Origin of the sequence: Jatrophihabitans sp. (genome assembly GCA_036389035.1) — a bacterium.
Classification (GTDB): Bacteria; Actinomycetota; Actinomycetes; order Mycobacteriales; family Jatrophihabitantaceae; genus Jatrophihabitans_A.
The window spans coordinates 17930-32587 of sequence record DASVQQ010000035.1 but is presented as its reverse complement, the minus strand read 5'-3'; the positions used below and the strand labels follow the sequence as shown (position 1 = coordinate 32587).

At 69.9% G+C, this 14658-nt stretch carries 7 protein-coding genes; 4 read left to right on the top strand and 3 right to left on the bottom strand.

Annotation, left to right across the window (positions count from 1 at the left end; all coding sequences use genetic code 11):
• Positions 1–254 precede the first annotated feature (254 nt).
• Positions 255–620: a TraR/DksA C4-type zinc finger protein gene (locus VF557_18300; protein ID HEX8082169.1), complete on the top strand. Its 366-nt coding sequence runs from the start codon at positions 255–257 to the stop codon at positions 618–620.
• Between the two features lie 110 nt (positions 621–730).
• On the opposite strand, the gene VF557_18295 is transcribed toward VF557_18300, so the two are convergent.
• Entirely contained in the window at positions 731–1993 is a 1263-nt protein-coding gene (locus VF557_18295) for a cytochrome P450 (GenBank protein ID HEX8082168.1), read from the bottom strand.
• Between the two features lie 233 nt (positions 1994–2226).
• On the opposite strand from VF557_18295, the gene VF557_18290 reads away from it, so the two are divergent.
• Positions 2227–3474, top strand: coding sequence for an MFS transporter (locus VF557_18290; protein HEX8082167.1), 1248 nt, complete (start codon positions 2227–2229; stop codon positions 3472–3474).
• Here VF557_18290 and VF557_18285 read toward each other — a convergent pair.
• The gene (locus VF557_18285) at positions 3471–4469 is read right to left on the bottom strand and encodes an ornithine cyclodeaminase family protein (protein ID HEX8082166.1); all 999 of its coding nucleotides are present in this window, start codon (positions 4467–4469) and stop codon (positions 3471–3473) included. The two genes, VF557_18290 and VF557_18285, sit on opposite strands and share 4 nt — an antisense overlap.
• 93 nt (positions 4470–4562) lie before the next feature.
• Here VF557_18285 and VF557_18280 point away from each other — a divergent pair, with 93 nt between their 5' ends.
• A complete protein-coding gene (locus VF557_18280) occupies positions 4563–5585 on the top strand; it encodes a proline racemase family protein (protein ID HEX8082165.1) in 1023 nt (340 codons plus the stop codon).
• A gap of 264 nt (positions 5586–5849) precedes the next feature.
• Entirely contained in the window at positions 5850–6584 is a 735-nt protein-coding gene (locus VF557_18275; GenBank protein ID HEX8082164.1) for a BTAD domain-containing putative transcriptional regulator, read from the top strand.
• A gap of 55 nt (positions 6585–6639) precedes the next feature.
• On the opposite strand, the gene VF557_18270 is transcribed toward VF557_18275, so the two are convergent.
• Positions 6640–14658, bottom strand: a complete 8019-nt coding sequence (locus VF557_18270) for a hypothetical protein (GenBank protein HEX8082163.1) — start codon at positions 14656–14658, stop codon at positions 6640–6642.

The following is a 14658-nucleotide window of genomic DNA, read 5'->3' as shown; positions in this document are numbered from 1 at the left end:
CGTCATGTTTCGCATGAGGTCAGTACAGCCATCTTGCCGAGGTTCGGCAAGTTCACCTTGACCAGGATTACCGGCGGCAGGCCTGCCCGTATCCGGCCGGGCCGGGCATCGTGGTGGTCATGGGGTGCAGGGGCCGGCTGCGTTGCGACCTGGGAATCGCAGCGCAGCCAGGCGCCGCGACGCCCTTGAGAACCACGAAAGGACGTTGCGTCCATGATCGCCCTGCTGCCACACCCGCCGTCGAAGGAAGCATGATGCGCACACCTCACCGCGCCACCGGAACACCGGCGTCCCAAGGTGTTCCTCGAGCTCAGCGGGAATTCCGCGCGGCCCTGGAGCAGCAGCGACTTTTCAGACTCGATCAGCTCGACGAGCTCACCGAGGCGGCAGCGCACGCCCCGGCCACTGACCCCGCTCAGCGGCAGGTCAACGAGATTCTCAGGACAAGCGCCCGGGCGGCGCTCACCGAGGTCGAGGACGCGCTGACTCGCCTGCGAGCCGGCACGTACGGCCGCTGCGAGCGGTGCGCTGAGCCGATCTCACTCGAACGCCTGGAGATCCTGCCGATGTCGCGCTACTGCACGCCCTGCCAGCACCATCTGCAGACGCAGTCGTCCTAGCTGCCGCCGCCGCGATCGACCGCGGCGCCCCTGATCGACCACTGCGACGCCACTAAAAAGCCGAAGCGTGCTCCGCCCCCGAGGCAGAGCACGCTTCGGCCCGCGACCCGTCAGTCGCTCTTCTTTCCGTTCTTTCCGTGCAGGTACACCGGTAAGTCGATCAGGCCGCGCAGCAGGGTGCTCTCCTCCCAGGCCAGCGAATCGGGGTCGGCGGCCAGCTCCATGTCCGGGAACCGGGTCAAGAGCTTGGTCAACGAGACCTCGAGCTGGATCTTGGCCAGCGGCGCCCCGATGCAGTAGTGGGGGCCGAACCCGAAGCCCAGGATGCCCGTCGGATGCCGGGTGACGTCGAGGCGGTCCGGGTCGGGGTAGCGGTTGGCGTCGCGGTGCGCCGAGTTCACCGACAGCGCCAGGATCTCATCCGCCGGGATGGTCACGTCTCCCACCTGGACCGGCTCCTTGGTGAACCGGAAGGTGGCCACCCCGACACCGCCGTCGAAGCGCATCAACTCGTCCACGGCCCCCGGCATCAGCGACAGGTCCGCCCGCAGCTTGGCCAGCTCCTCCGGATGGGTCAGCAGGTGGAAGATCGAGTTGGTCAGCGTGTGCATCGAGGTGACGTGGCCGGCGATCATGAACAGGAAGAACATGCCCACCATCTCATCGAGCGTGAGCCGGTCGCCGTCGTCCTTGCCCCTGAGCAGGGCGCTGATCATGTCCTCGCCGGGTTCGACGAGTTTGGTGTCGATGCTGGTCCGGGCGTAGGCCATGACGTCCTGCGACGCCTTCTCCACCACCTCGGGCGGGTGGCCGGCGCCGACCAGCTCCACCGCCCAGCGGCGGAAGGTGGCCTCCTCCTCCGGTGAGACGCCCAGCAGATCGCAGATGGTGATGATCGGCAGCGGCAGCGTGTAGGCGCCGACCAGCTCCACCACCCCGTGCTGGTTCTCCATCGCATCCAGCAGGTTGTCGGCCACCACCTCCAGCCGGGGCCGGTAGCCGTCCATCCGCTTCGGGTTGAACTCCTTGCTCACCAGCGAGCGCAGCCGGGTGTGCCGCGGCGCGTCGCTGTTGAGCATGTGCTGGGACAGCTCGTCGTTGAAAAGGTCGGTGGTGTCCTCCTCCTGCTCGACCTCCATTCCCGAGTGGCGGGCGAACAGCTCGTTCATCCGGCTTCCGTCCTTGCTCACGCGCGGATCGCCCAGCAACTGGCGGACGTCGTCGTAGCTCGTCACCAGCCAGACCTTGGCGCCGTGCGGGAACACCACCGGATGCGCCCGCCCCTTGGCACGGAACCGTTCCAGGATCTCGTACGGGTGCGTCATGAAGTCCTTATAAAGGTGCTCGATAGGTTGTGACGAATCCACACTCATGGGGCAGAACTCCTTGTGAGACGATTCCGGCTTTCGTATCATCAGAGCCGCTCAAGCGCCTCTGCTGATACACGGAGTCCTTGAAGGACATAGTCAGGAGCTGGTGTCGCAGTGGCTGCCCGGTCGGTGTGCCGGATGTGTTCCGGGCGCGCGACTTCTGTGGCCGCTAGGCATGGCCGTCACCTCGAACACGAAGGCGGATCACCGATGAGCGACGGAACAGGCGTGAGCGCATGACCGAGACCGTTTCGGAAGGACCGCTCGGCGTACTGGCCACCTTCCGCCAGACACCCCCTGCCATCAAGGCCATTCTGGCCGGCGTGTTCGTCGGCAGGCTGGCCGGCTTCCTGGTGATCTTCCTGGTGGTGTTCCTCACCGAGCGCGGGTTCACCACCGGCCAGGCCGGCTTCGCGCTGGGCCTCTACGGCGCCGGCGCGGTGGCGGGCAGCTTCATCGGCGGCTGGGCGACCGACCGGTTGAGCGCGCGGTCGGCGACCGCGATCAGCATGCTGGGCTCACCGGTGCTGCTCATCGCCATCCTTTACGTCACAGCCTTCCCCCTGATCGTGCTGTCCGTCTTCCTGGTCGGATTGGTCGGGCAGATCTACCGGCCGGCCGCCCAGTTCCTGATCACCGAGCTCACCCCGCCGAGCCAGCTGGTGATGGTGACCGCCATGCAGCGGCTGGCCATGAACCTGGGAACCACCGTCACGCCGCTGATCGGCACCGCGCTGCTGTCGGTCTCCTACAGCCTGCTGTTCTGGGCCGAGGCGATAGCGTCGGTGGCCTACGGCCTGATCGCGCTGAAGGCGCTGCCGCCGAAGATGAAGCCCGCCCCGGGCGAGACCCCGGTGGTGCAGCCGCAGGGCGGCTACCGGGCCGTCATGTCGGACTGGCGGTACCTGTTCTTCCTGGCCTCGGTGTTCCTCGTCGCCATCGTCTACGCCCAGTACACCGCGTCGCTGCCGCTGGCCATCGTGTCCGCCGGGCTCAGCCTGTGGTGGTACAGCGCGGTGGTCAGCCTCAACGCGTTCATCGTCGCCACCTGCGAGGTGCTGGCGACCAAATGGGTGCAGAACTGGCCGCTGCGGCTGATCGCGCTCAGCGGCTGGGGCTTCGTGGCACTCGGTTACACCGTGCACGCCTTCGGGATCACCCCCGCCCTGCTGATCCTCGGCACCATCCTCTGGACCGCCTCGGAGATCACCGGAGCGCCGACCACCTTCGCCTACCCCGGCATGGTCGCGCCGGTGCACCTGCGCGGGCGCTACATCGGCGCCATGCAGACGGTGTTCGGCCTGGCCACCGCGATCGGGCCGGTGGCCGGGATCGCGCTCTGGTCAGCCGTCGGCAACGCGGTGTTCGCCTGGGCCGCCGGGGTGGCGGTTCTGTCGACGCTGTGCGCCCTGATCGGCATGCGACTGCCCGACTCGACGAAGCCGTCACTGACGAAGGAGCCGGTACCGGAGGCGGCCGGCTAGGGGGTTGCCAGCCGGCGCCTGCCCTCGGCCGCCTCGGCCACCGCCAGGTCCTGCCAGCCCATCCCGACGCTCTTGAAGACGCCAATCCCGCCGGCCGCCGCTGCCGGGCCGGCGGGGGCGCTGCCTTCGGCGGGGTCACTGCCGCCGACGGGGGCTTTGTCGTCGGCGAGGCCGAGGAGGTCGGCTAGGTCGATGAGCCGATCGGGCTCGAGCACCCCGGCCGCGATCGCCTGCAGCACGTCGCCGGCCTCGCGCAGGGCCGTCGAGCGCTCTTCCACCACCACCCGGCCGGCGCGCTCGAAGACCGCGTCGTCGAGTTCCCTGGCGGCGGGCTCGTGCGAGCCGATCGCGAGGACGCAGGCCTGCTCGGGCAGCAGCCGGCCGTCGAACACCGGCGTCCGGGCCGTGGTGGCGCACACGACGATGTCGGCCGTGGCGACATCGGCGCCGGCGCCGGGGTCTGCCGGCACGCCCTCGGCGCGCAGCCGGTCGATCAGCGCGGCCTGGCGGGCCGGGTCCCGCCCGGCGATCCGGACGGTCCGGAGCGGGCGCACCGCGCTGATGGCGTGCACGTGCCCCCACGCCTGCGGCCCGGACCCGAACACCAGCAGGGTGGCCGCGTCCTCGGCCGCCAGCGCGCGCACGGCCAGCGCCGACAGCGCCGGCGTGCGCAGCGTGGTCAGCGCCGTGCCGTCGACCAGCGCGCGGGGAGTCAGCGTCGCGGCGTCGAACAGGACGTACACCGCCTGGATCCGGGGCAGCCCCAGGCCCGGGTTAGCAGGCGCCACGCTGGTCAGCTTCACCCCGACCGAGTCGGCGCTGTGGGCCGGCATCACCAGCAGCTCGCCGTGCGCCTCTGGCACCGAGAACCGCGGCGGGCCGCCGGCCAGGTGGGCGCCCCGCGCCAGCGCCGACTCCAGGGCCGTGATCGCATCGGTCCAGGACACCAGCGACATCAGCGTGCGGGCGTTGAGGTAAGGCAGGTCCGCGTCCACGTCACCTCCTGGCCGAGTCACCGGCTCCGGGCCGCACGTCCAGTGCTATACACACAAGCACTGCTACCGCTCGGCGATTGCGAGTACTAAGAAATGCCTATCCCCACGGGCGCGGTGAGCGTGACCGATTACCACACCGCGGGCGAGCCGTTCCGCATCGTCACAGCAGGCCAACCCGAGATCCTCGGCTCGACCGTACTGGAGCGCAGGCAGTTCGCGCAGTCCTCACCAGAGGTCGAGGCGGTCCGGAAGTTGCTGGTGAACGAGCCGCGCGGCCATGCCGACATGTACGGCGGGTTCCTCATCCCGGCCGACGACGACGGCGCCGACTTCGGGGTGCTGTTCTGGCACAAGGACGGCTACTCGACCGCCTGCGGCCACGGCACCATCGCCCTGGGCGCCTGGGCAGTCAACACCGGCCGGGTGCCCGCGGCCGGCGATGGCGACACCGACGTCGTTATCGACGTCCCCTCCGGGCGGGTCACGGCGCGGGTGAGCTGCGCCGGCGGGCGGGTCCGGCGGGTGACGTTCGGCAACGTCGCGTCCTACGTCCTCGCCAGAAAGGTGCCGCTGAGCACCTCCTTCGGCCCGGTGCTGGCCGACGTCAGCTACGGCGGCGCCATCTACGCCTCGCTGGAGGCCGCGTCGGTGGGGCTGACGGTGTCCGCGGCGCACTATCCGCAGCTGATCGCGATCGGCCGCGAGGTCAAGTGGGCTCTCAATGACACGCAGTGGGCCAGGCATCCGAGCGATCGGCGGCTCGACGGCGTGTACGGCACGATCCTGTTCGAGGACCTCGGGCAGGACCAGGACGGCCCGCACCAGCGCAATGTCACCGTCTTCGCCGACGGCGAGGTCGACCGCTCGCCCTGCGGCTCGGGCACCTCGGCGCGGATCGCCCTGCTCGCCGAGGACGGGCGGCTGGCCGTCGGGCAGCGGTTGCGACACGACTCGATCATCGACACGACCTTTCTGGCCCGGGTGGTGGCCGAGGTCGACGTCGAGGACCGCGCCGGCCTCATCACCGAGATCGAGGGCGTGGCGTACCAGACCGGCACCGCGATCTTCAGCCTGGACCCCGACGACCCGCTGGGAACCGGATTCCTGTTGCGTTGAAACGGATAACCCTGACCCATCGCGAGCGCCAGGTGATGTGTGGATCTTGCGGATCAACCGGACATCCGTGCCCGTGGATCTTGTCAGCGCACCTGCGCATCCACTAGGAATTGCTCACGGGGTTGGCATACTTCAAGATCATATTTTCCGGTCGCTGGTATCTGAGCCACCCCTGCTGACTCCTCATCAGCACCGGGCCCGAGCGGTGAGCACGTGGCCTCCCGGGCGGGCAAACCTTGTCAAAAACACTGGCAATCGGGTGAGGTGAGGACGACGGAGGAACCGCTGCAGGTTCGCCTCATCGACGGCTTCGAGCTGCGCTACGGCTCGGACCCGGTCGAGCTGCCTCGCAGCTGCCAGCGGCTGATCGGCTTCCTCGCACTCTGGGAGCGTCCGGTGCTGCGGTCCTTCGTCAGCGGCAACCTGTGGCCTGACAGCGACACCGAGCACGCCAACGCAAGCCTGCGCTCCACGCTGTGGCGGCTGCCGAACGGGCGCGGCCAGCGACTGGTGCGGGTGACGGCGGGCCAGCTTGCGCTGGAGGAGTCGGTGCACGTGGACTACCGCGACGCCCTGGCCTGGTCGCGCGCGGTGCTAGCCGACTCCGCCGGTCCGCTGCCCGCGCCCTGGACGCTCAGCGAGATCAGCGTGCTGTCCCGCGAGGTGCTGCCGGACTGGTACGACGAGTGGGTGCTGCTGGCCCGCGAGCGGTTCCGGCAGCTGCGGCTGCACGCGTTGGAGTCGCTGTGCCAGCAGCTGGCCGCCGTGGGCCGCTTCGGCGAGGCGCTGCTGGCCGGCCTCGGCGCGGTGGCGATCGAGCCGCTGCGCGAGAGCGCGCACCGGCAGGTCATCGCCGTCCACCTGCAGGAGCACAACTTCGTCGAGGCGATCCGGCAGTACCGCAGTTATGAGCGGCTGCTCTCCGAGGAGCTTTCGCTGCAGCCGTCGGCCGAGTTGCGCGCCATGGTGCTCGCCCTGCGGATCCCGACGACCGCCTAGCCTCCGACCACCGCCTAGCCTCCGACCACCGCCTAGCCTCCGACGATCGCCGGCGTCAGTTCGTGTACCAGCGGACGTTGTCGGCGCTGGCGTGCTTGATGGTCGCGGTGAAGCGCTGGGGGTGGAACAGGTCGTCGAAGCTGATGTGGCCGTCGACGAGATCGGTGATCTTGATCTGACCGGTGTACAGCTGCTGGTGCCCGGTGATCTTGCCCCCCGGCGTCTGGCGGTCCAGCAGGGTCAGGTCGACCGAGTCCACCTTGAGCGCGTCCAAGCCGAACTCGAAGCCGCCGGGGTTGCTGCCCGAGCGCGCGGGGGGCTTCTTGACCGCCGGGACGCCGCCCGCGACGTGCAGGTTCAGCAGCGCCTGATCGCTCAAGGTGACGGTGCCGAAGGCGTCATCGGAGCTGATCTTCAACGGCAGCGGGCCAGAGTTCTTGATCGAGAGGTCCGCCACCAGGCTGCGCAGCTCCAGGCTGTCCAGCACGGCCTGGCTCTCGGCGTCCTTCTCCAGCTGCTCCGCCTTCTCGGCCTCCGTCTGGCTCGCCTTCTGCGCGGCGGTGGGCTCCAGCTCCTTGTGCAGGTCGAAGATCGCGGCCCACAGCGTGAACTTGTCCATGCCGGCGCGGGTGAAATCCGGGCCGTGCAGATCCCAGGTCAGGATGTCCTTCCACAACCTGCTGTGCGGCCGGTTCTTTCCCTGCGGGTCATTGCCCTTCTCGACGTCGCCCGGGTTCACGATGTAGACGCCGAGCTGGAGTTGCGAGCCGTTCAGCCGCAGGATCGGGTCCTCGGCCACCGCGTTGACCACCCAGGGCCGCAGGTAGAAGCCCGAGCCGATCTGGGTGGCGTGCACTTTGCCCTTGACGTTGCGCTCGAAGGTGGGGATGTCGACCGCGCCCCGCCTGATCGGCACGGTCAACGGGTCGTCGGGGGTGCCGATCCGGATGTCCTTCAGGCCGAGCACGTCAGCGCTGACGTACATCACCACCTTCACCGTCCCGTCGGTCTGGTCGACGATCGGCCGCAGCGCGGTCTTGTCGAAGGCCGACGGCGTGCTGGCGGCGGCGTCGGATTTCTTCGCGGTCAGCGCGGCCACGTCCAGCGAGAGGAACGCGTCGGCGATGTCGAGGCGGGGGATGACCAGCCCGCCACCGGGAGTGGTGGTGTAGTTCAGCTCGTCCAGCGAGGCGCTCTTGACCTTGAGCCAGACCGCCAGGCTGTCACCGATTTTCTGGGTGAACTCCAGGTCCTCGGCGTAGGGCCGCTTGACGTAGAGCCGGCCCTCGGCGAAGGACAGGCTGTCCGCACCCAGCTTGGCTATCCGGATGGTCTTGTCCTTGCCCAGCTCGGCGGCCTTGGCCATGGTCAGCTGCGGGCGCTCGACGTCGATCCTGATGCCGCCGCCGGCCAGGAAGCCGATCGAGGACGCCCAGGTGGTCAGCCGCACGTCGCCCTTGAACTTGTCCTTGATCCGGGCGTTGATCGGCAGCGCGATGTCTTCGACCCCGAGCTTGCCCTCCAGGGCGAAGGTCTCGAGGTTGAAGAGGAATTCCGGATGGAAGACGCCGTCCGCGCCGACCCCGCCGGTCAGCTGGAGCCTGCGCAGGGTCGGCGGGTCGGTGTCCTTGCGGGCCGGCACGATGATGGTGACGTCGTCGTCGGGCAGGTCGATCTGGAAGGCGCTGAGGTTGACCTGGTCGATCACCAGGTTCTCCACCACGACCTGCTTGAACGCCGACTTCGAGGTGTGCTTCTCGGTCGGCAGCCACTTGTCGATGCGGACCTTCGCGCGGATGCCGAGCAGGTCGACCCGGCCGTCGGACTGGGTGCTGAACTTGAACTTGTGGCCGCCCGCCTGGCTTTCCAGCTTCAGCGAGCTGACGCTGAGCTGGTGGATCTGGAACCCGTTCGGGTCGGTGGGGTCATCGCTGCCGATCCGGATCGCGTCCGGGCCGACATCGACAGTCGCGCCGCGCAGGCCCTTGATCTCCAGCGTGCCGGTGTAGTCGCCGGTGACCGCGACCTCGGCCGAGACGCCTCGGACGGTGGCCACGACGCGGCCGCCGCGGTGCAACTCCATGCTGAGGTACTCGATGCCGAGGTGGCCGTTGACTCCGAGCGTGGACTTCAGGTCGCCGCCGAAGTCGACGCCCAGGTCCTTCACCTGCACCTTGTTCCTGGCCGGCTGGATATGGATGCGCCCGACCGTCAGCGGCGCCTTGCCGGCCGTCGCGGGCTTGTCGGTGCGCCCGAGACGCATGTCGATCGGCGGGTCGAGGTAGCGCAGGCCATTGCCCTCCAGGCTGGTGATCACGATGTCGGTGATCGTCCACGCCGCCGGCTTGGCATTCTGCTTGCCCGCCGCCGGCACGGCAGGGGTGTAGAAGGCGGCGACCGTGACCGTCCTGGCCACGATCGGGCCGGGGCCGGTGACCCGGCCGGTGCCGGCCTTCCAGTCGATCGGCCCGATCACCAGGTTGGTCAGGGTCGCGTTCGCCTTCGCGCCCGCGTCCTTGCCTTCCAGGCTGCCCTCCACGCCGGCGGCGATGGTGACCTTGCGAATCCTGACCTTGCCGTCCGGGGTGGAGATGTCGGTGCCGAGCGCCTGCAGGTCGGCCACCTTGAGCGAGAACACCCGGCCGCCCGCCTTGGCGTAGCTGGCGGTGATGGTGGGCCGCTTGTTGGCGACGGCGTCCTTGGTGGTGGCCAGGCTGCCCTTGACACTGGTGCGGCTCTTGAGCGCGCCCATCAGCACCGAGTAGCGCACGTCGGCGAACGAGCCGATCGAGCCCGAGGCCTTCACCAGCTCCCAGCCCTGGCTGCCCTGCTCGAAGACCACGTCGGTGGCGCTGATGTCGTGCAACGCGCCGCTGATCAGCTCGGCGTGGATGGCGCCGTCCGGCTGCGGCATGTCCAGCACCAGGTGCTCGCCGCCGATCGCGCCGATCCGGAGCGAGTGGATCGTCGCGCTCTTCACCGTGCTGCCGGTGGCGCCCTGGTCGAGTTCGACCTCGACATCCATCCTGAAGTTGTCGACGGTTGCCTTGACGCCCTTGATGCCGTCGCCGTCCTTGCCCATCGAGATGTCGTCGATCTCGAGGTGGTCCAGGTACAGGTCCGGGATCCGGTAGCCCTTCTCGGTGGCTTGCAGGCTGCCGCTGAGCGTGCCGATGGTGGCCTTGCCGATCGAGCCCTGCGGCAGGTGGATGCCGGTGGCCACGACGCCGGACAGCCCCAGGCCGGGCTTGAGCTGGGTGACCAGGGTGGCCGGATCTACGCCCTTGAGCTGGTCGGGGCGGGCGGTGACGTCACCGGCGCCGAGCGAGAGGCGCAGCGAGCCTTTCAGGCTGTCGACGGCGAAGCCCGGACCGGCCAGGCCGGTCGCCTCGGTGTCGTGCACGACCACGCTGATGGCGCCGGTCTTGGGATCGAGCTCGCCGGTGATGCGGCCGAATTTCAGGCCGCCGATCTCGATTCCGAGCAACCGCCGGGCGTCGTCGGTCAGCTCCCGCACCCGCTGCGCGGCGGCGGCCCGGGCCTGTTCGGTCGCGCCCAGGGCGGCGACGCCCCGAGCCCGCTCCAGGGCGACCAGCACGTCCAGCGCCTGGGCCAGCCGGGTCCGGATCGGCTTGTTGCCCTCGATCTCGGGCAGCGCCGCGAGCTGCGCCTGCACGTCGGCCGCCTTGGGCAGCGTGTCGGCCTTGAGGATGATCGCGGGCTGCGAGGGGTCGGTGCTGAGCATCTCGGTGGAGTCGACGGTGAGGCTGAACTCGCTGCCCTTGGCCAGCTCGCCGACGCTCGGGATCTTCGGGCCGCCGGCCATGAACTGCTCGACGAGGCTCTTGTCGTCGAGGTAGCCCGGGGCGTAGGGCAGGATGCCGACGTTGGGCAGCTTGGCGCGGGCGTGGATGCCCTTGAGCGTGACGCCCGCGGCCTGGATGTCGCCGCTGAGCTGGCCGAGGGTGATCGAGCCGATCTCGGCGCTGACCCCGACGTCGGAGCGCAGCCGCCTGATCAGCTCGACGAGCTGGCGGCGCTCGTCCTCGGACAGCGAGCCGGGATTCCAGCGGTCCTTGCCCTCCAGCGCCCTGAGCCGCTCCTCGTCCGCGGTGCTCTTGTCGGCGAGCGCGAGTTCCGCGCGCTCGGCCTCGGTCAGGGAGTCCGGGTCCTTGGCTCGCTTGGCCCGCAGCTCCTTGATGTGCGGGCTCGCCTGGACGGCGGCAATCTGGGTCTCCAACGCGGCGATCCGCACGTCGAGATCCTTGTGCTGCGGGCTGTCCGGTGGCAGTTTGCCCTTTGCCAGCCTCAGGGTGGCCAGCGCGCCGTTGAGATAGGCCGGCAGGCTCTGGCCGACGCTGAGGTTGACATCGGTCAGGGTGAGTGACTTGATCTGCTGCCCGCTGCCGATCGAGATCCCTTCGACGGCCAGCGACTGGAACGAGACATTGAACGCCCGCAGCATTCCGGCGGCGTCCTTCATCCGCTGCGCCGCGCTGTAGGGCGGCCGGAGCACGCCGTCGGAGGCCAGCCCCCACAGGTAGGTCGCCGGCGTCGGGGTCGGCAGCAGCGCGTTGGCAGAGGCAGAGACCATCGTGCTGATCGGGAACGGCAGGTTCGCCGGCAGCAGCGCGTAGTCCAGCAGCGTGAAGTCGCCGGGGATGCTGCCCTTGAGCGCGACGATGTTCTTCAACAGCTGGAACAGCGGCCCGAAGATCGGAATCGGCATGGTGCCCTTGGGCAACTGCTGGCCCAGCTTGCCCTTCAAGTCGTCCGAGCCGTCCTGGGTGGCGCGGAAGTCCAGCCGCTGCAGGGCGAGCCGCGCGATCGCCCAGGCTCCGGAGAACGGCAGCGTCGGGTCGATGAGGACGAGGTCTCGCAGCGCCAGGCTGTCCAGGCTGACCAGAATGTAGGCGGGGTCGTGGTAGCCGCGGTCGGAGAACCCGGCGCTGGCCTTGAGGCCCTTGACGCTGACCGGGCCCGACCGGAAGGAGGTGCCGGGGCCGACGATGTTGACGCCCTGCAGTTGGAGGTCCTTGAGGTCGAGGTTGACGATGAAGCCGGCCTCGAAAGTGGTGTCCACGTCGATCTTGTTCGCGCCGTTCTTGGACTCGCCCAGGGTCACCCCCTGCAGGTCGCCGCCGAGGATCGTCTGCAGGTCGCCGAGGTCGAACCCGGTGAGGTGCATGGTCTTTCCGGACAGGCTGATGGAGTCCTCGATCAACCAGTCGTAGAGCAGGATGCCCAGCGCGCGGCCGACCACGCCGAGCGCGTAGCCCCAGACCGGCGCCCGGCTGGACGCGGTCCGCTCCGGCAGGTAGGCAGTGCGCTTGTCCGCCTCGCTGTAGAGCTTCAGGTCGGTGACGACGGCGGTCAGCAGCGGGCTGCCCTTGGCGCGCAGGTCGGCGCGCAGCTGCTTGGACTTCTCGAACACCCAGGCCTTGTCGTCGGCGGCGTAGGCGAGGTTGATCAGCGCGCGCAGCTCGTCGGCCAGCGCCTCGGTCCACAGCCGCTCGTCACCGAGCCGGTCCCGGATCGACTCGCGGGTGGGCAGCCGCTCGTCCCGGCCGGTGGCCAGCGTGGTGGGCAGCGCGCGGCGCATGTCGGCGGTGAGCCCGGCCCACAGCACCGTCCAGACGCTCGGGTTCTCGATGGTGAAGCGTTGCTGGTCAGCCGGTGACAGCGCGCGAATCGCCTGCACCGCGATCCAGGCGTCGCGGTGGGTGAAGCTCAGCCAGCCGAGTCCGCTGGGCGCCAGCCCCAGGGCCTGCTGCCTGAGCTGGAAGGGATCGCGCAGCTGGTTGAGGTCGAGCAGCTCGATGCGGCCCTGCTCGCCGAACAGGTAGTCGTCTGGCAGGCCCGTGATGATGGCGTTGAGCTGACGCCGCGCGTCGATCCGGCGGATGATCGCGATCCGCAGCGCCGGATCCTGCTTGGTGGCCACGCCGTTCTCGGTCAACCAGGGCTTGGGCTTGCCGTCGTGGTCCAGGCCCAGCAGCTCCCGGACGAGGTTGCGCGCGATCGGCGGGATCGGCAACCGCTGGTAGCGGGCGATCAGGGTGTCGGCATATTCCTGCAGCAACTTCGCCGGCACGCCCAGGTCGTCGCCGCCGCCGGTGGTGTACTCGCTGCCGACGCCGGTGTACTCACCGCTGGACCACATGTCATCGGGCAGGTTGTCCAGCAGCCGGCTCGCCCACTTGCCGTTGTCGAGCTGGCGCCAGCTGTCCTGGGCCGCGATCGGGGTGCTGCGCACCAGCAGGTAGGCCAGCCGGGCCTCGGCGTCCCAGATCTTCCAGTCCACCAGGCCGTAGGACAGCAGTTCGGTCGCGCGCGACAGGTTGGGCAGCGGGGCGCGGGCGGCCAGCACCGTCTTCAGGACCGGCCCGAACAGCTCGCCCCGGCGGTCGCCTTCTGGGAGGTCGTCGATCAGCCGGTCGATCAGGCCGTCTTTGTCGATCTTGGCGAGGATCGCGATCAGCGCCGGCGTGGTGGCCGGCGGGGCGTTGCTTCCCGCGCCTTTCGCGACCGGCTTGGCTACCGCGGCACGCAGGTCGTCCAGGGTGGGCGGGGTCTTGACCGGCGCGATCGCGGGCGCGTCCGCCGGCGTACTCGGGCTGTCCTTGGCCGCAGCCGCGCAGAGCGGTGCCAGCGCGGTCAGCGCTTGCCGGGCGCCCTCCTCGGTCCTTTGCTGGAGCAGGCCGATGAGCCGGCCGGCCAGGATGCCGCCGCCGCCGGTCCGGCTGGCCGACAGGGCCTGCTCGCCCTCGATCGCCCTGCGCAGCTCGGCCTCGTCGGTGCCGGTGTCAGGCCCGGTCTGCAGCAACGGCCGGAAGACCTCCCGGTTGCTCTTCTCCAGCTCGATCACGGTCGCGACGCTGAGCCTGCGCAGCGTGGACAGCAGCGCCCGCATCGCGGTGGCCGACAGCCGGGACGGGTTGACGCCGTGGAAGGCGGTGAGTGCGCCCGGCTGGACCGGGCCGGCCGGGGTCAGCTTGCTGCTGCTGAGGTTCTTCAGATCATCGGCGCTCAGCGCCGACAGCACGGCGACGGCCTGCTCGGGGTACTTCTGATGGTGGGAGTCGCGCAGCTGCGCCAGGTGCCGACGGACTGCCGGATCGAGCGCGCGGACCAGCGCCCGGGCGACGACGAACTGCAGCACTGACAGCAGCCGCAGGCTGTTCTCGATCATCTCCTCGGTGACCTGGGTCCACGGGTGGTCGAGCAGGCCGGTGATGGTCTGAACGTCGGCGGAGTGATTCGTTAGGACCAAGCCGTCCAAGGTCTGCTCGAGACTGGTCACGTCGGGCGTGGTCGCGGTGGCCGCTGCCGGGGCAGGCGCAGGGGCGGTCGCGGGCGCGATCCCGGTGGCGCCGTCGTCGTGCGCGACGTGGCCTTCGGGCAGCGCCTGCCGTGGCACCCACAGCGCGCGGCCCTGGCGCAGCGCGTGCGCCAACCCCGCCGCCTCAGCCTCGGCAGCGCTCTGATCGGGCCGGATGCCGGGGGTCTCGGTGCGGTTGAGGTGCTGGCGGGCGTGCGCGAGCTCGTGCAGCAGCAGCGCGCCGGCCCGGCTGGCGCTCAGGTCGAGGGCTCCGGTGAGGGTGATGGCCTCACTCGCCGCGCTGCCGTGCGGATCGGCGTCGCTGGTGGCGATGCCGACCCGGACCCGGGCCGGATCCAGGCCGAGCAATGGTGCCAGAGCGGTGACCAGGCTCTGGACCTGGCCGGCGACGCTCTCAGTCCGGGTGCCGTTGTGGCTGTCGACACGGCTGTCGGCGACCTCCCGGTAGCTGGCACTCGGCGGCGGGGCATCGGCCGGTTTGGCGGTGCTGGCCCGGACCGCGGCTCCCGCCCGGACGGCAGTACGCGGCGCGCTGCCGGGCTGTCCGTGCTGTTGGTCGGCCTGCCCGCCCGGCTGGGTCGGACCGGCCCGGGCCGGCCGAGCTGCCCGCGCCGCCCGGCCGGCGCCGGACCTCGCGCTGCCCGAGCGCGCGGCGGCCGAGCGGGCGGCGGCCGAGCGTCCGGTGTCAGCCGGCTTGGCCTTCGCGGCCGGGCCGGTGGCAGTGCTGTCCAC